Genomic DNA, 17,167 nt, shown 5'->3' on the forward strand with positions numbered 1-17,167 from the left:
GGCTCGCGCGGGCCGTGGCTGAGGAGGAATGGCGACGTCACCACGCAGCCGGGCGACGTGCGGCGCCACCGCCGGCGGCCGCCCGTGCGCACGAGGAGGGTGTGAACCGTTTCCGTTCCGTGACGTGGAAGCGGTCCCAAGCCCTCGTGCGCCTCCCTAGCGTGGCTTCCCGGCGGCACCCGCGACGTCGCGGGCCGGAACGAGGAGGTGCCGATGGGCTGGCGATGGCGGGTCCTCACGCGACGCGTGCGCGACCAGGGCGCCGTCCTCGCGACCGTCGCGGTCGTCGCGCTCGTCGCCACCACCCTGCTCGGCACGTTCGCCCTGCTGCTCGACGGCACCCAGAACGACGCGCTCGACGAGGCGCTGCACCGCGCCGACGACGAGTCGGTCCGCTTCCTGGCCACGGTCCGCCCGAACGACGAGGACCCCGAGGTCGCGATCGGGATCGCGCGCGACGTCGTCGAGGAGACGCTGAGCGGGATCCCCGGCGACGAGGAGGTGTGGCGCAGCGGACCGCTCGTGCGGCTGCCGGGCCGTACCGCGGCGGGCGCCGTCCCGCTCGCCTACACCGCGGCGTACCCGGGCCTCGACGAGAACGCGCGGCTCGTCGCGGGGACCTGGCCGGACGGCGCCCGCGACGGCTCCGGGCGTCTGCCCGTCGCCGTCCCGGCCGTCGCCGCGCAGGCGTACGGGTGGCAGGTCGGCACCGTCGTACCGGTCGGCACGGAGCACGGCGAGAGCCGTGACGAGTGGGTCGTCGTGGGCGTCCACGAGCTCGAGGGACCGCGCGGGACGTGGGACCGGGACCGGCTGGACGGCCGCGGCCACGACCCCGCGTTCCCGGTGCCCGGATCCGCCGGCATGTCCACCACCGACGCGTGGGGACCGGTCCTCGTCGACCCGGCGGCGCTCGCGGCACCCGGCTCCGTGGAGTCGGTGGAGCTCGTCGTCGTGCCCCGGCTGCTCGACGCACCCCGCGGCGCCGTGGCACGGCTGCGCGCCGCCGTGCCCGACATGCACGTCGCGCTCGCCGCCGACCTGCGCCCCACCGACGCACGCGGCGCCGTCCGCACGCGCGTCGACCGGACGATCGACGGGGCGTGGCGCGAGCTCGCGGTCACGCGCGCCGGCGTCGTCGTCGTCGGCCTGCTCCTCACGGTCCTCGCGACGACGGTCATGCTCCTGGCCGCCCGCCTGCTCGGCGAGCGGCGCGCCGCCGAGGGCGAGCTGCTCGCCGCCCGCGGCGCGGCCCCGGGGCAGCTGCGCTCGCTGGCGGTCCTCGAGGCCGTGGGGCTCCTCGTCGCCGTGACGCTCCTCGCCCCGTGGGCGTCCCGGGCGCTGTACGGGCTCCTCGTCGGCGGCGAGCTGCTGGGGGCGGCGGGCTTCGCGGTGCCCGCGGGCGTCCCCGTCCTGCTCGTGGCCACGTGCGCGCTCGTCGGGGCCGTCCTCACCGTCTCCCTCGTCGTCCCGCAGTGGCACGCGGCCGGCTCGTCCGCGCCCTCCGCGCACGCCGGCCTCGTGCGGGCCGGCGCCGACCTCGCCCTCGTCGCCCTGGCCGGCGTCGCGCTCTGGCAGCTGCTCACGTACGGCGCGCCGTTCGCGGTGCCGTCGGCCGCGGCGACCGTCGACCCCGTCCTCGCGGGGGCCCCGGCGCTCGTCGCGCTCGGCGCCGCCGTCCTCGCCCTGCGCCTGGTCCCCGTGGTGGGCCGCGCGGCCGACGCGGTGGCCGGACGCAGCCGCTCCCTCGTCGCGCCGCTCGCGGCGTGGCAGGTGGCGCGGCGGCCGGCCGCCGCGACCGGCGCGGTCCTCGTGCTCGTCCTGGCCGTCGCCTCCGCGACGTTCTCCCAGTCCTTCCTCGCCACCTGGCGCGCGTCCCAGCAGGAGCAGGTCGACCTGGCCGTCGGCACCGACGTGCGCCTGGACGGGCTCGAGGGCGACGGCGTCCCGGGTGCGCGGCGCACCGGCGCCGTCCTGGCCGCCCACCCGGACGTGCTCGGGACGCCCGTCGTCGACCGCACCGCGAGCATCGGGCTGGCCATCGACTCGTTCACGCGGTCCTCCGCGCAGGACACGCGCCTGCTCGCGGTGGACACCACACGTCCGGACGTCCTGCGCGGGCGTGCCGACGTCCCCTGGGCGCAGGTCGTGGCGCCGCTCGCCCCCGCCGAGGCCCTGCCGGGCGTCCCGCTCCCGGGCGACACCGAGTGGGTGGTCGCCGACGTGCGCGTCGAGCAGCAGTACCCCGCGCCGGGCGAGGTCGGCCTGTCGCTCGTGGTCGAGGACGCCCACGGCGTCCGGACGTGGCTCAGCTCGCACGTGCCCTCGCTCGCCGAGCCGGGCAGCGCCTGGTTCCGCGTCCCCGAGCTGGCGCTCCCGGTCACGGTGGTGGGCGTGTCCGCGCGCGTGCGGCTCGCCGAGCTGCCCGCCGACTGGGCGGCGGCGGAGGAACGGGGCGAGGGGACGAGCCGCACGGCGGTCACGCTCGCGTCGGCCCGCGCCGTCGACCGCTCCGCGCAGGCGCTCTCGTTCGACGACAGCGCGCCCGCGACGCCGCTGGCGCTGGCGGAGGTCGCCGGGTGGTCGGGTACGGCGTTCAGCGGGTCGGTCCCGTTCCCGGTGGACGTCGCGGTCTCCGGCACCGACCTGACCGTGGCGGCCGAGACGGACCCGTACGCGCTGTCCGAGCCCACGATCGGCGGGCACACGACGATCGCGGCGTGGGAGAGCGCGGACGAGCTGCGCGCCGTGCTCACGGCGGACCTCGCCGAGGAGGCCCTCGTCGGGCCCGACGACCGCGTGCTGGTCACCGTCGGCGGTCTGGACGTCGTCGCCCGCGTGCAGGCGGTCGTCCCCTACCTGCCGGGCACCCCGCGCGGACCGGGCATGCTCGTCGACTCCGACGCGCTCACCCGTCTGCTGGTCGACGTCGGCTCCCCGCAGACGCTGCTCGACGGCTGGTGGTTCGCACCGCCCGACGACGCGACGGCACGCGCGCTCGCGGCCGACCTGCGTACCGAGGGCCTCGGGGAGGTCACCGTGCGGGCGGACGAGCGCGTCACCGCGACGCGCGGTCCGCTGCGGGTCAGCGTTCCCGTCGCGCTCTCGCTGGTCGGTCTGGGCGCCGGGCTGCTCGTCGTCGTCGGCCTGGGCGCGAGCGCCAGCGTCGCGGTGCGCTCGCGCCGCCTCGAGCTGGCCCGCCTCCAGGCGCTCGGGTCGGACCGCGGCTCGCTCGTGCGCGGGCTGCTCGGCGAGCACGCCCTCCTCGTGGCCGTCGGCGCCCTCGCCGGCCTCGCCATCGGCCTCGGGCTGGCGCACGCCGTCGCCCCCGTGCTCACCGTCTCGGGCGAGGGGCTGCGACCCGTGCCCGCACCGGGGGTCGCCTGGCCCTGGGGCGGGCAGATCCTGCTCACCGCGGCCCTCGCGGTGGGCGCCTGCCTCGCCGTGGGCGTCGTCGCCGGGCTCCTCGTCCGGCGCGCGTCCGGGGCCCTCCTGCGACTGGGGGACGACCGGTGACCGCACCCACCGCCCTGCGGACCGCCGCGCGCGCGACGACCGCGGGGGCCGTCCTGGTCACCCGCCGCCGCGCCGCGCAGGACCGGGCCCTGCTCGTGGGGTCCGCCGTGCTGCTGCTCGGCACGCTCGTGCTCGCGCTCGCGCTCCCCCGGCTCGTCGAGCGTGCGGGCGACCTCGGCGTGCGCGGTGCCGTCGAGAACGCGGGCACCACCGCGGACGTGGTGGCCGTGCCGACCCTGCCCACCACCGGCATGAGCCTTGGCGCGGGGTCGGTCGTGCAGGAGTCCGCGCAGTTCCTCCTGGACTCCTTCGGCGACCGCATCGGCGTGCCCGTGCTCACCGTGCGGTCGAGCGCGTTCACCGCGCGCCTCCCGTCCGGCAGCTTCGCCGCCCGGGTGGGCGTCGTCGCCACCGTCGGCGACGGCGACGAGCCGCAGGACGCCGTGCGGTGGGTCGCGGGGCAGGAGCCGCGCCCGGTCCCCGACACCGAGCAGGCCGGGCCCACGCAGCCGGACCTCGTGCCTCGCGTCGAGGTGGGCATGCCGGCGGAGTCGGCGGAGCGGCTGGGCGTGACGCTCGACGCGGGCCCGCTCGTCCTCGCCCGGGGCGTCAAGGACGTCGGCGGCGAGACGCAGTACGTGGTGACCGGGCTGTACGAGCCCGTCGACCCGGACTCCGTCATGTGGCGCGAGGCGCCGTGGCTCGTCTCACCCGTCGCCGCCAGCGGCACGGACGCCGACCGGGGGGACGTCCACGGCCTGTACGTGCCGCCGGACAACGCCCCCGACCTGCAGCGCGTCATCCCGACCGCCCTGCTGCAGGCGACCGTCCGCGCGCAGGTGGAGACCGCAGGGCTGACGCTCCAGGACGCGCGGGCGATGCGGCGGGACGTCGTCGCGCTCGCCGCCTCGAGCGGCGTGCTCGTGAGCGACCTGCCCGCGGTGGTCGACGCGTTCGAGACGCGCCTCGTGGCCGCCCGGGCGCAGGCCTCGCTGGTCGTCGTGGGTGCCGCCGCCACCGGCGCGCTCTGCCTCGTCCTGGCCGCCGGGCTGCTGGTCGAGCGGCGGCGGGCCTTCCTGGCCGCCGAGCGGGCCCGGGGTGCGTCGCTCGCGTCGGTCGTCCTGCGCGCGCTCGTCGAGACCGTCCCCGTCGCGCTCGCCGTCGGCGGCGTCGCGTACGGCGCGGTGGAGTGGGCGCTGGGGACGTACCGCGGTACGACGGCGGTCGCCGTCGTGGTCGCCGTCGCCGCCGCGCTGGCTCCGCCCGTGCTCGCCGCGCGGGCCGCGCGCGCGGCGTGGGCGGGACGCCGGGTCCCCGCCGACCGCCGCGAGCGCGCGCGCCTCGCCGCGCAGCGCGGCGCGCGGCGGCTCGCGAGCGAGGCCCTCGTGGTCGTCCTCGCCGTCGCGGCGCTCGCCTCGGTGCGCACGCGCGGGCTGGTCCCGGTCGGCGCGGGTGAGGTCGACCCGCTGCTCGCGGCGGCGCCGGTGCTCGTCGCCGCCGCCGCGTCCCTCGTCGTCGTCCGGGTCGCGCCCGCGCTCGTGCGGGTCGCCGGGCGGCTGGCCGCGCGCTCCCGCGGGATCGCGGCACCGCTGGCCGCGGCGCGCGCGCAGGGGGCCGCGACGGCCGTCGTCCCGCTGCTCACGGTCACCGTGGCCGTCGCGCTCGTGGTGCTCTCCGGCACGCTCGCGCAGTCGGTGCGCACGGGGCAGGTGGAGGCGGCCGACCGGCTCGTCGGTGCCGACGCCCGGCTCGACGGCGCGCTCGACCGGCCGGCCGGGCGCGCCGCGCTCGCCGCGCTGCGCGAGGCCGACGGGGTCGACACCGTGGCGACGGGCAGCCAGCTCACCGACCGCCGCTTCGGCGAGGGCACGGGCCTGTCGGTCACGCTGCTGGTCGTCGACAGCGCCGAGCTCGCCGCGGCGCGCACCGCGCGCGGGCTGCCGGTCGACGCGGGGCTCGCGGGCCTCGCGCAGGAGGAGGCGGCCGGCGGGCGGGTGCCGGCCCTCGTGAGCGCGCAGCTGCTCGACCGCCTCGCGGAGCACGGCGTCACGGGGCCCCCCGACGTGTCGTACCTGCGGGAGAAGGTCGTCCTCGACGTGCGCGGGACGACCGCGATGCCGGCCGACGCCGGTGCGCCGCCGCTCGACGCGCGCGCGGCCGTCCCCGTCGGCGCGGCCGACGACGGCGTGGTCGTGCTCGACCGCCGCACGCTCGTGGCCGCGGGTATGGAGCTGCCCGCCACGGACCGCGCGTGGGTGGCCGGGCCGGGAGCGGCGGAGGCCGTCGCCGCGCTCGGCCTCGCGGCACCGACGTGGTCGGGGGTCACGGTGACCACGCGCGACGGGTGGTGGCGGGCCTGGTCCGCGGAACCCCTGACGGGGGCCCTGCTCGGGCTCCAGGCGCTCGGCATCGCCGTGCTCGTCGCTCTCCTGGTGCTCGCGCTGGTGCTCGTCGTCGTGGCCACGGCGCGGGAGCGGGGCCGCACGCTCTCGACCCTGCGCACCCTGGGCCTCGACGCCGGTGCGGCGCGCGCCGCGACGCTCGGCGAGCTCGCGCCCCTGGTGCTCGGCGGGTTCCTGGGCGGTACCGCGATCGGCCTGGTGGTGCCGTGGCTCGTCACCGACAGCCTCGGGCTGGAGTCGCTGACGGGCGGTCCGGCCGCGCGGACGGTCCCCGCCCCGTGGTCGGTCGCGGTGGCGGGCGGTGCCCTGCTCGTGGCCCTGGTCGTCGCGGTCGCCGTCGAGCAGGCGGTGCGCCGGCGCGACCGGCTGGGCGAGGTGCTGCGCGTGGGCGAGCGGTGAGGCAGGGACGACGATGACGCGGACCACGAGGAGGGAGCCGGCATGGACCCGGTGGACGAGCTGAGCGTGCAGGACGCGCCTGCGACGACGACGCTGTCGGCGCTCGAGGAGCGGGCCCGCGCGCGCCCGGAGGAGTTCGGGCGCACGGCGCTGATCGTGTGCGAGTCGCTCGTGCGCATCTACCAGGCCGAGGGCATCGAGGTGCAGGCGCTGCAGGGCCTGGACCTGCTCGTCGAGGCGGGCGAGCTCGTCGCGGTGGTCGGCGCCTCGGGCTCGGGCAAGTCGACGCTGCTGTCGGTGCTGTCGGGGCTGGACGTGCCGACGGCCGGACGCGTGCGCGTGGGCCCGTGGGACCTCATGACGATGACCGCCCGCGAGCGCGTGCAGTACCGCCGCTCGATGGTCGGGTTCGTGTGGCAGCAGACGGCCCGCAACCTCGTGCCGTACCTGACCGCGGCGGAGAACGTCGCGCTGCCGATGGCGCTGGCCGGGCGGCCCGGGCGCGCGCGCCGCGCGGACGCGACCGGCCTGCTCGACGTGCTGGGCGTCGGCTACTGCGCGGACCGCCGTCCGGCGCAGATGTCCGGCGGCGAGCAGCAGCGGGTGGCCATCGCGACGGCCCTCGCGAACTCCCCGCAGGTGCTGTTCGCCGACGAGCCGACCGGCGAGCTGGACACGGCGACCTCGGCCGACGTGCTCGGGGCGCTGCGCTCCGTCAACCGCGAGCTCGGCACGACCGTCGTCGTCGTCACGCACGACCCGGGCGTCAGCGAGCACGTCCAGCGCACGGTCGAGATCCGCGACGGCCGCACGAGCACCGAGGTCCTGCGCCGCACCGCGACGCGCGACGACGGCAGCGAGCACGTGGTCGCGGAGGAGTTCGCGGTCCTGGACCGCGCCGGGCGCGTCCAGCTGCCGCGCGAGTACCGCGAGACGCTCGACCTGGTGGGGCGGGTGCGCCTCGCCCTCGAGCGCTCGCACGTGGAGATCCACCCCGACCGTCCGCGCGCCGCGGGACCGGAGGACGCCCGATGACCGCCGCCACCGCCGGCACCACCCCCGGGCGCCCGGACGCCGCCGAGCCGCTCGTGCGCGTCGAGCACCTGCACCGCAGCTACGGCACGGGCCGCGCCCGCGTGCACGCGCTGCAGGACGTCTCCCTCGAGGTCCGGCCCGGTGAGCTCGTGGCGGTCGTCGGACGTTCCGGCTCCGGCAAGACGACGCTGCTCAACGCGATCGGGGGCCTGGACCGGCCGGACGAGGGCCGCGTCCTCGTGGCGGGCCGCGAGGTGTCGTCGCTCGACGAGCGGGGCCTCGTGGCGCTGCGTCGCGACGTCGTGTCGTTCGTCTTCCAGACCTTCGGCCTCGTGCCCGTCCTGACGGCCGCCGAGAACGTCGGCGTGCCGCTGCGGATGCGCCGGACGCCGGTGGCCGAGCGGGAGGCGCGCGTGGCGCTGCTGCTCGACCTCGTGGGGCTCGGGCCGCACGCGCGCCAGCGCCCGGGGCAGCTGTCGGGCGGGCAGCAGCAGCGTGTCGCGCTCGCCCGCGCGCTCGCGAACTCCCCCCGCCTGCTCATCGCGGACGAGCCGACGGGCCAGCTCGACTCCGAGACCGGGCGGGCGGTCATGGCGCTGATCCGCGCGGTCGTGGAGGCAGAGGGCATGACCGCGATCGTGTCGACGCACGACCCGGTCATGGTCGCCTTGGCGGACCGGGTGGTGCGGCTCGCGGACGGGCGGCTCGTCGAGGGCTGACCCGCCGACGCCGTCCGGTCCCGCCGGCGGGAGGTCGCGCAGCCGCGGCCCGCGGACCGGACGTCAGGCGGGCACCGCCGGTGCGACGGCGCCCTCCCGGTCCGCCGTCCGCCCCGGGCGCACCGCGCGCCGGCGTGCGAGCACCCCGTGCGGTCCGAGCAGGTGCACCACCCCGAACACGACGCCCTGCACCAGCACGACCATGCCGCCGGACGCGAGGTCGTACCAGTAGCTGAGGTACAGCCCGAGGACCGCGCACGTCGCCGACAGCAGGGGCGCGAGCACGAGCATCCGCCCGAAGCGGTCGGTGAGCAGGCGGGCGGTGGCACCGGGGATGACGAGCATCGCGACGACGAGCACGACCCCGACCACCTGCAGCGCGACGACGGCCGTCACCGCGAGCACGCCGAGCAGCAGCGCGGCGAGCCGCCGCGGCGACAGGCCGATCGCGTGCGCGTGCGTGGGGTCGAACGCGAACAGCACGAGGTCGCGCCGCTTGACCAGCAGCGTCACGGCCGCGACGGCGGCGAGGACCGCGACCTGGACGAGCTCCGACGTCGACACGCCGAGCACGTTGCCGAACACGATGTGGTTCAGGTCGGTGTCGCTCGGCGTCACCGACACGAGCACCAGCCCGAGGGCGAACAGCGTCGTGAAGACGATGCCGATCGCGGCGTCCTCCTTGACGCGGCCGGACCCGCGCACCGCCCCCACCAGGACCACCGCGAGCAGCCCGAAGACGAGCGCCCCCACCGCGAACGGCGCGCCGACGACGTAGGCGAGCACCACGCCCGGCAGGACGGCGTGGGACACCGCGTCCCCCATGAGCGACCAGCCGACGAGGACGAGCCAGCACGACAGCAGCGCGCAGACGACCGCCGCGAGGACCGTCGTGGCCAGGGCACGGACCATGAACTCGTAGCCGAGCGGCTCCAGGAGCAGGTCGAGCGGGGTCATGCCGCCTCCCCCGTCGTGCCCGGTCCCGCCGCGAGGCCGAGGGCGAGCGCGAGGGTGTCGGGCCGCAGCGCGTCGGCGACGGGTCCGTGGAACACCACCGAGCGGTGCAGCAGCACCGCCTCGTCGGCGAGGTCGGGCAGCGCGTGCAGGTCGTGCGTCGAGACGAGCACCGTCCGGCCGTCGGCGGCGAGCTCGCGCAGCAGACGCACCACGGTCGCCTCAGAGCCCTTGTCGACGCCCGCGAACGGCTCGTCGAGCAGCAGCAGGTCCGCCTCCTGCGCGATCGCGCGCGCGACGAACGCGCGCCGCCGCTGACCGCCGGACAACCGGCCGACCTGCCGCTGCGCCAGTGCCGTGAGCCCGACCCGCTCGAGCGCGGCGTCGACGGCGGCATGGTCGGCGGGGCGCAGCCGCCGGGTCGGGCCCAGGTGCCCGTACCGGCCCGTCGCGACGACGTCGCGCACGCTCACGGGGAACGTGACGTCCACGGCCTCCTGCTGGGGCACGTACGCGATCGCGCCGCGCCGCCGCGCGCGGGCCGGGTCCTCCCCCAGGACGCGGACGTCGCCCGTGCCGGGCCGGACGGTGCCGGTGACCGCCTTCAGGAGCGTGGACTTCCCCGCCCCGTTGACGCCGACCAGTCCGCAGACCCGCCCCGGGGCGAGCCGCAGCGAGACGTCGTCGAGCGCGAGCACGTCGCCGTAGCGGACGGTGACGTGCGCGACGTCGAGCGCGGACGTCACGACGCCCCGCCCGTGAGGCCGTCGACGATCGTGCGCACGTCGTGCCGGACGAGGTCGAGGTAGGTCGGCACGGGCCCGTCCTCGGTGGTCAGGGAGTCGACGTAGAGCACGCCGCCGAACCGTGCGCCGGTGGCCTCCACGACCTGCTGCATCGCGGCGTCGGACACGGTGGACTCGCAGAAGACGGCGGGCACGTCGCGCTCGCGGACGAACTCGATGACGGCGGCGACCTGCTGCGGCGTCGCCTGCTGCTCGGCGTTGACCGGCCACACGTAGCGCTCGGCCAGCCCGGCGTCCCGGGCGAGGTAGGAGAACGCGCCCTCGCACGTGACCAGCGCGCGCTGCGGCTCGGGCACGGCGGCGAGCCCGTCGACGAGCTCGGCCTGCACCTCGCGCAGCTCGGCGCGGTAGGCGTCGGCGTTCGCGCGCACGTCGTCGGCGTGCTCGGGCACGAGCTCGACGAGCGCGTCGGCGATGTTCTCGACGTAGAGCTCGACGTTGGCCGGGCTCATCCACGCGTGCGGGTTGGGCGTGCCCGCGTACGCGTCGTCGGCGATGTCGATCACCTCGACGCCCTGCGAGACGACGACGTGCGGCACGTCCGCGTCCTGCACGAACTGCGCGAACCACGCCTCGAGGTTGAGGCCGTTGTCGAGGACGAGGTCCGCGCCGGCGGCACGGCGCAGGTCGCCCGGGGTCGGCTCGTACCCGTGCACCTCGACGCCCGGCTTCGTCAGCGACTCGACGCGCACGTGCTCGCCGCCGACGTTGCGGGCGACGTCCGCCAGCACCGTGAACGTCGTCAGGACGAGCGGACGGCCGTCGTCCGCACCGCGCGCGCGGGCCGGCACGCACGCCGCGAGCAGCGCGAGGACGACCACGAGGGCGGGCACCGGAGCGGCCCTGCGGACGAAGTTCGGCATACCGAAAACTGTAGTTCGGAGTGCCGGGCAGGGCGAGCGCAGACCCACGGCGCGGCCGTCCCTCGCATCGTGCAGGCGCACCGGTCGCCCCGCCCGGCGAGCGGCCGACGCTGCCCGCAGCCAGCGCGGCGGGCGTCCTCGCGCGCCGGCGGACCGACCCGGGACCGCGCGACGAGGGCCGCCCACCCGGTGGGGGGACGGCCCTCGTCGCGGGACGGGCGGCGCTACGCCTCGATGCCCTCGAACAGCTCGGTGACGAGCGCCGCGACGGGCGACCGCTCGGAGCGGGTGAGCGTCACGTGGGCGAACAGCGGGTGCCCCTTGAGGGCCTCGATCACCGCCGCGACCCCGTCGTGCCGGCCCACGCGCAGGTTGTCGCGCTGCGCGACGTCGTGCGTCAGCACGACCCGCGAGGACTGCCCGATCCGGGACAGCACCGTGAGCAGCACGTTGCGCTCGAGCGACTGGGCCTCGTCGACGATGACGAACGCGTCGTGCAGGGACCGCCCGCGGATGTGCGTGAGCGGCAGGACCTCGAGCAGGTCCCGGTCGAGGACCTCCTCGACGACCTCCTTGCTCACGAGCGCGCCGAGCGTGTCGAACACCGCCTGCGCCCACGGGTTCATCTTCTCGGCCTCGCTGCCGGGCAGGTACCCGAGGTCCTGCCCGCCCACCGCGTACAGCGGCCGGAACACCATGACCTTGCGGTGCTGACGCCGCTCGAGCACCGCCTCGAGGCCCGCGCACAGCGCCAGCGCCGACTTGCCCGTCCCCGCCCGGCCGCCCAGCGAGACGATCCCGACCGACTCGTCGAGCAGCAGGTCGATCGCGATCCGCTGCTCCGCCGAGCGGCCGTGCACGCCGAACACGTCCTGGTCGCCGCGCACGAGCTGCACGTGCTTGTCGGCGGTGACCCGGCCGAGCGCCGACCCGCGGGGACTGTGGAGCACCAGGCCCGTGTGGCACGGCAGGTCCTGCGGCGAGCCCGCGAGCGCGGACGCCGGCACCGGCACCTCGGCGAGCGGCAGCGACTCGTGCTCCCACAGCGCGGCCATCTGCTGCTCGGTCAGGTCGAGGGCGTCCATGCCCGTCCACCCCGAGTCCACGGCGAGCTCGGCGCGGTACTCCTCGGCGCGCAGGCCGACCGCCGACGCCTTGATCCGCATCGGCAGGTCCTTCGAGACGACCGTGACGTCGCGCCCCTCCGCCGCCAGGTTCGCGGCGACGGACAGGATCCGCGTGTCGTTGTCGCCGAGCCGGAAGCCCGCCGGCAGCACCCGGTCGTCCACGTGGTTGAGCTCGACGCGCAGCGTGCCGCCCTCGTCGCTCACCGGCACGGGTGCGTCGAGGCGGCCGTGGCGCACCCGCAGGTCGTCGAGCAGACGCAGGGCGGTGCGCGCGAAGTAGCCGAGCTCGGCGTGGTGCCGCTTGGCCTCCAGCTCGGTGATGACGACGACCGGGAGGACGACGTCGTGCTCGGCGAACCGGCGGATCGCGCGCGGGTCGGACAGCAGCACCGACGTGTCGAGCACGTACGTGAGGCGGCCGTCGTCGAGGGTGGCGTCGTCGGGGGCGGCGCGGTCGGGAGCGGTGCCACCCAGGTGGGCGTCGGTCCGCGGTGTGCGGGCGTCCCCCGGGTCGTGCTGCGAGGTGTGGTCCACGGCAGGCTCCCTCCGGCGCGTCAGCGCCTGGTCGGGCGCCTCCTGCACGGGCACGCGGCGTACCGCGTCCGGCAGTCGGCGACGGGACGGGGTCGGCCGGCCGAGGGCCGGGTCCGGCCCTCCTCCCGGAGCACTGGCTCCATGGGCTGGCCTCCCGGGACGACGGGCGTCGTCCTCGGGCAGGAACGTAACCCCGCGCCCGGGGGCGGCTGCGCACGTGACGCACGACACGCTCGTGCCGTCACGCGATGTTCACCCGGCGGTCGCCGGGGCCTCGACGGGCCGCCGGTCAGCGGCCGAGCCGGCGCTCCCGCTGCCCGTACGCGCGCAGCGCGCGCAGGAAGTCGACGCGGCGGAAGTCGGGCCAGTACGCCTCGCAGAAGTAGAACTCCGAGTGCGCGCTCTGCCACAGCAGGAAGCCGCCGAGCCGCTGCTCGCCCGACGTGCGGATGACCAGGTCGGGGTCGGGCTGACCCTTCGTGTACAGGTGCTCGGCGATGTGCTCGACGTCGAAGCCCTCGGCGAGCTCGTCGAGGCTCGTGCCCGCCTCGGCGTGGTGCCGCAGGAACGAGCGGACGGCGTCGGCGATCTCCCGGCGCCCGCCGTACCCGACCGCGGCGTTGACGTGCAGCCCCTCGACGTCCGCCGTCGCCTCCTCCGCCGCCTTGAGCGCGGCCGCGGTGCGCGGCGGCAGCATCTCCAGCGCGCCGACGGCCTGGATCCGCCAGCGCCGCTCGGCCGCGAGCTCGCCCACGACGTCCTCGATGACGGCGAGCAGCGGCTCGAGCTCCTCCGGGTCGCGCGCGAGGTTGTCCGTGGAGAGCATCCAGAGCGTCACGACCTCGACCCCGACGTCCTCGCTCCAGTGCAGCAGGTCGCTGATCTTGTCCGCCCCGCGCCGGTGCCCGTGCGCGGACGAGAGGCCGCTGCTGCGCGCCCACCGCCGGTTGCCGTCGAGGATGACCCCGATGTGCCGCGGCATCTGCGCGGCCGGCAGCGACGCCGCGAGCCGTCGCTCGTAGAGTCCGTACAGCGGGTGCGGCAGGCGCACGCGGATCCTCCCGGTGGGACGAGGCGGGGACGCGCTCACGCTACTCGCCGGGACCCCGCGCGCGGGCCCGTGCGGGGCCGCACCGCGTCGACAGCGACCCTACGGGCGCGTAACCTACGGTGACGTAGGTTGTGGAGGGACGGAGGCGGACGCACGCATGAGCAGCACCCCCGCAGGGCACGAGCGAGGCAGCGGCGACAGCGGCGTCCAGCGCGCGGCGGACGCCGTGGGCGACGCCGTCGAGCAGGTCGTCGAGCAGGTCAAGCCGCGACTGCGGGGCTGGATCCACGCCGGCGTCGCGCCGCTCGTGCTCGTCGCGTCGGTCGTCCTCGTCGCCGTCTCCCCCACCGCCGCCGCACGCTGGTCGACGGCCGTCTTCGGGGTCTCCGCCGTGCTGCTCTTCGGCACCAGCGCGGTCTACCACCGCGGCCGCTGGTCACCGCGCGTCGCGGCCGTCCTGCGGCGGCTGGACCACACGAACATCTTCCTCATCATCGCGGGCACCTACACGCCGCTCGCGGTGCTGCTGCTGCCGTCGTCGACCGCGCGGGTGCTGCTCGCCGTCGTCTGGTCCGGGGCCCTCGTGGGCCTGCTCGCGCGCGTGTTCTGGCTCAACGTACCCCGCTGGCTGTACGTGCCGATCTACGTCGCGCTGGGGTGGGTCGCCGTCGGGTTCCTGCCGCAGTTCTGGCGGACCGGCGGGCCCGGGATCGTGTGGCTCGTCGCGGCCGGCGGGCTGGCGTACACCGTCGGCGCCCTGGTCTACGGCCTCAAGCGCCCGAACCCCAGCCCCCGCTGGTTCGGCTTCCACGAGGTCTTCCACGCCCTGACGGTCGTCGGGTACGGCTGCCACTACGCCGCCGTGTGGATCGCCGCCGCCCGGGCCGCCTGACCCCGCTCCCTCGCCCCACCGAGCGCGCCGGGTACCGCGCGAGGGCACCGGGTACCGGGCGAGCGCACCGGTCACGACCGCCGCGCTCGCCCGACGACCGGCGCGGTCGGCGGTGGGGCGCTCAGGTGCGCGGGACCACCGTGTAGCGGCGGTTCGCGAGGGACGGGTTGCGCTCGCGGACGGCCGTCAGGGCCGCCGCGTCCAGGTCCACGGTGCGCACCTGCGGCGTCTCGTCGAGCTCGAGGCCGACGACGCCGTCGGGCCCCACGACGAGCGAGCGCCCCACGACGCCGCGCCCGGCCTGGCCGACCGCGACGACCGCCGCGGTGTTCTCGATCGCGCGCGCGGCGGCGAGCGTCCGCCAGTGCATCGCCTTGTGCGGACCGGGCGCCCACGCGGCGGGGACCACGAGCACGTGCGCACCCGCGTCCACGAGGCGACGCGCCGACTCGGGGAAGCGCAGGTCGTAGCAGGTCATGACGCCGAACCGCAGCCCGGCGACGTCGAGCACCAGGGGCGGTGCGTCGGCCGGGCCGGCCACGAAGCGGTCGGACTCGCGCTGGCCGAACGCGTCGTACAGGTGCACCTTGCGGTAGACGCCCGCCAGGGACCCGTCGGCGGCGACCCCCACCACGGCGTTGACCGCGCGGGCGGCGCCGTCACCGTCCTGGCCCGTGGGCGTCGTGCCCGTGAGCGTCGTACCGGGCAGCGTCGTGCCCGCCAGCACCGCGACACCGCCGCGCGCCGCCTCCTCCCGCAGCGCGGTGACGAACGGGCCGTCGAGCGGCTCGGCCAGGTCCGGCCCGACGCCGCGCGGGTCGAACGCCGACGCGTACTCGGGCAGCACCACGACGTCCGCGCGGACGCGCGCGGCCTCGCGCACGGCGTCGCGCGCGACCTCGACGTTCGCGGCGCGGTCCGTGCCCACCTGCAGCTGCGCGACGGTGACCCGCACCGCGGGGCGCACCGGCGCGCCCCGACCGTCGCTCACGGCGCCCGCGGGACGTCGCGGCCCGGGGTGTCCTGGCCGCCGCCGTCGTCCGCGTCCCCGTCCGCGGACGCGTCCGGGGCGGGTGCCGCGGGACGCCCCGCCTCGGTCCGGGCGTCGAGCTCGGTTTGGGCGACGGCCTCCTCCGCGGTCACGGGAGCGGGCCCCGCCGCGGCGCCGCGCTGCTCCTCCTCCTGCGCGCGCAGCCGGGCCCGGTGGTCCGCACGGCGCATCCGCCGGCTGAACGACACCGCGAGGGCGATCACCGCCGCCGCCAGCAGGAACGTGACGACGAAGCCGAGGAACCCGGGCGAGCCCTCCTCCGGCGACTCGATGGTCGGTCCGGGCAGCCGCTCGGCGTGCACCACCGCCGCGAGCAGGACCCCGTGCACGGCGCCGCTCACCGGGCCGCCTCCGTCCCGCGGATCCCGGCGAACAGGTCGTCCTCGGGCACCGTCGTCGGCACACGCGACTCCGCGAGCTCGAACTCCTCGGTGCGCCAGTGCGCGAGCTCCACCTCGCGCGGGACCGCGAAGAACCAGCCCTCCGGGTCGATCTGCGTGGCGTGCGCGCGCAGGGCCGCGTCCCGCTGGGGGAAGAAGTCCGCGCACTCGACCCGTGTCGTCACCGGCCGCTCGGGCACCTCGCGGGCCTGGCGCGAGTCGATCCAGTCGCTGAACGGCGACTCGCCGCCGGCCGCGACGATCGCGTCGTGCACCGTGCGCATCCGCTCCAGGGAGAACCCGTGGTTGTAGTAGAGCTTCAGCGGTGCCCACGGCTCGCCGCGCCCGCGGTAGCGCTCGGGGTCGCCGGCGGCGGCGAACGCCTCGGCGGAGACGCGGTGGCACATGATGTGGTCCGGGTGCGGGTAGCCCCCGGTCGGGTCGTACGTCGTCATGACGTGCGGGCGGAACTCGCGGACCAGCTCGACGAGCGGCGCGGAGGCCTCCTCGAGCGGCGTGAGCGCGAAGCACCCGTCGGGCAGCGGGGGCAGCGGGTCGCCCTCCGGGAGGCCCGAGTCGACGAAGCCGAGCCAGTGCTGGCGCACGCCGAGGGCGGCGGCCGCCGTCGCCATCTCCTCGCGGCGGACCGCGCGCATCTCCTCGAGCCCCGCCGGGGCCGGGCCGTAGTGCGGGTTGAGCACGTCCCCGCGCTCACCACCCGTGCAGGTCACGACGAGGACGTCGACGCCCTCCGCCGCGTACCGCGCGGTCGTCGCGGCACCCTTGCTGGACTCGTCGTCGGGGTGCGCGTGCACCGCCATGAGCCGAAGCCGCTCCGTGCTCACCCAGGGCCTCCCGTCACAGGTCGTCGGACGAGGGACAATGATCCCCTACGCACGCCCGCCACCCGCACGACGAGCCGCTCGTCCCGCCCCAGGAGGTCCCGTGGTCGCACCGGCCCCCGCACGCCCGTCGGGCGCTACGGACCGGAGCCCACCGACGCCGCGCGCCGGCTGCAGCGGTGGGGGCTCGCCGCGCTCGTGGTCCTCGCCATGCTCGTGCTCGGGTGGATCGGCAGCGGCGTGCTGCGCGACCCCGTGCAGTGGAAGACCGTCGGGTTCCGGGTGGACGGACCCGCGTCGACCGACGTCACGTTCGACGTCACGACGGACCCCGGGGTGGCCGCGACGTGCCGCGTCCAGGTGCTGTCCGAGTCGTACGCGCAGGTGGGCGTCCTCGACGTCGAGGTGCCGCCCGCGCAGGAGCGCACGCGCCGCGTGACGGTCACCGTCTCCACGGTCGGGGAGGGCGTCAGCGGTGTCGTGGACTCCTGCGCGCCGCTGCCCTGACCTGTCTCTCACCTGCCCTGACCTGCCGCTGACCTGCCGCTGACCTGCACCGCAGCCCGCGGCGCGCGACGCCCGCACCCCGGCGCCGG

The 17,167-nt window shown here is 76.9% G+C and carries 14 protein-coding genes; 6 read left to right on the forward strand and 8 right to left on the reverse strand.

Going from position 1 to position 17,167, the window contains the following annotated elements; all coding sequences use genetic code 11:
• Positions 1 to 213: 213 nt before the first annotated feature.
• Genes GC089_RS13880 through GC089_RS13895 form a run of 4 tightly spaced genes read left to right on the forward strand, consistent with a single transcriptional unit; the run spans position 214 to position 8,071 of the window.
• Complete coding sequence (locus tag GC089_RS13880; protein WP_155378151.1) at positions 214 to 3,516, forward strand: FtsX-like permease family protein; 3,303 nt, start codon at positions 214 to 216, stop codon at positions 3,514 to 3,516.
• Positions 3,513 to 6,317 (forward strand): FtsX-like permease family protein, encoded by a 2,805-nt coding sequence (locus tag GC089_RS13885; protein WP_155378152.1) that lies wholly within the window; start codon positions 3,513 to 3,515, stop codon positions 6,315 to 6,317. The genes GC089_RS13880 and GC089_RS13885 overlap by 4 nt, the downstream gene beginning before the upstream one ends.
• Before the next feature lie 42 nt (positions 6,318 to 6,359).
• A complete protein-coding gene (locus GC089_RS13890; RefSeq protein WP_155378153.1) occupies positions 6,360 to 7,352 on the forward strand; it encodes an ABC transporter ATP-binding protein in 993 nt (330 codons plus the stop codon).
• On the forward strand, positions 7,349 to 8,071 hold the full coding sequence (locus GC089_RS13895) for an ABC transporter ATP-binding protein (protein WP_155378154.1): 723 nt from the start codon (positions 7,349 to 7,351) through the stop codon (positions 8,069 to 8,071). The genes GC089_RS13890 and GC089_RS13895 overlap by 4 nt, the downstream gene beginning before the upstream one ends.
• A 63-nt stretch (positions 8,072 to 8,134) precedes the next feature.
• Here the strand turns inward: GC089_RS13895 and GC089_RS13900 are convergent, their stop codons facing one another.
• The 5 genes from GC089_RS13900 to GC089_RS13920 form a co-directional block, all read right to left on the reverse strand.
• Complete coding sequence (locus GC089_RS13900) at positions 8,135 to 9,028, reverse strand: metal ABC transporter permease (protein WP_155378155.1); 894 nt, start codon at positions 9,026 to 9,028, stop codon at positions 8,135 to 8,137.
• Positions 9,025 to 9,771, reverse strand: coding sequence for a metal ABC transporter ATP-binding protein (locus tag GC089_RS13905; protein WP_155378156.1), 747 nt, complete (start codon positions 9,769 to 9,771; stop codon positions 9,025 to 9,027). Before GC089_RS13905 ends, GC089_RS13900 begins: the two co-directional genes overlap by 4 nt.
• Entirely contained in the window at positions 9,768 to 10,694 is a 927-nt protein-coding gene (locus GC089_RS13910; RefSeq protein ID WP_155378157.1) for a metal ABC transporter substrate-binding protein, read from the reverse strand. Before GC089_RS13910 ends, GC089_RS13905 begins: the two co-directional genes overlap by 4 nt.
• Positions 10,695 to 10,918: 224 nt before the next feature.
• Positions 10,919 to 12,295, reverse strand: coding sequence for a PhoH family protein (locus tag GC089_RS13915; protein ID WP_155379241.1), 1,377 nt, complete (start codon positions 12,293 to 12,295; stop codon positions 10,919 to 10,921).
• 349 nt (positions 12,296 to 12,644) lie between these two features.
• Positions 12,645 to 13,406, reverse strand: coding sequence for an isoprenyl transferase (locus GC089_RS13920; protein WP_155378158.1), 762 nt, complete (start codon positions 13,404 to 13,406; stop codon positions 12,645 to 12,647).
• Between the two features lie 157 nt (positions 13,407 to 13,563).
• Here GC089_RS13920 and GC089_RS13925 point away from each other — a divergent pair, with 157 nt between their 5' ends.
• Positions 13,564 to 14,298, forward strand: coding sequence for a hemolysin III family protein (locus GC089_RS13925; RefSeq protein WP_155378159.1), 735 nt, complete (start codon positions 13,564 to 13,566; stop codon positions 14,296 to 14,298).
• Positions 14,299 to 14,419: 121 nt separating this feature from the next.
• Here the strand turns inward: GC089_RS13925 and GC089_RS13930 are convergent, their stop codons facing one another.
• The 3 genes from GC089_RS13930 to mca are packed head-to-tail and all read right to left on the reverse strand — an operon-like array spanning position 14,420 to position 16,574.
• The gene (locus tag GC089_RS13930; protein ID WP_230684820.1) at positions 14,420 to 15,289 is read right to left on the reverse strand and encodes a carbon-nitrogen hydrolase family protein; all 870 of its coding nucleotides are present in this window, start codon (positions 15,287 to 15,289) and stop codon (positions 14,420 to 14,422) included.
• Entirely contained in the window at positions 15,286 to 15,690 is a 405-nt protein-coding gene (locus GC089_RS13935) for a hypothetical protein (protein WP_155378160.1), read from the reverse strand. The genes GC089_RS13930 and GC089_RS13935 overlap by 4 nt, the downstream gene beginning before the upstream one ends.
• A complete protein-coding gene (gene mca / locus GC089_RS13940) occupies positions 15,687 to 16,574 on the reverse strand; it encodes a mycothiol conjugate amidase Mca (RefSeq protein ID WP_155378161.1) in 888 nt (295 codons plus the stop codon). Before mca ends, GC089_RS13935 begins: the two co-directional genes overlap by 4 nt.
• Between mca and GC089_RS19680 the strand changes: the two genes are divergently transcribed.
• Positions 16,539 to 17,078, forward strand: coding sequence for a DUF4307 domain-containing protein (locus tag GC089_RS19680; RefSeq protein ID WP_155378162.1), 540 nt, complete (start codon positions 16,539 to 16,541; stop codon positions 17,076 to 17,078). The genes mca and GC089_RS19680 overlap by 36 nt on opposite strands.
• Positions 17,079 to 17,167: the final 89 nt, after the last annotated feature.

This window comes from Cellulomonas sp. JZ18 (assembly GCF_009720485.1).
GTDB lineage: Bacteria > Actinomycetota > Actinomycetes > Actinomycetales > Cellulomonadaceae > Cellulomonas.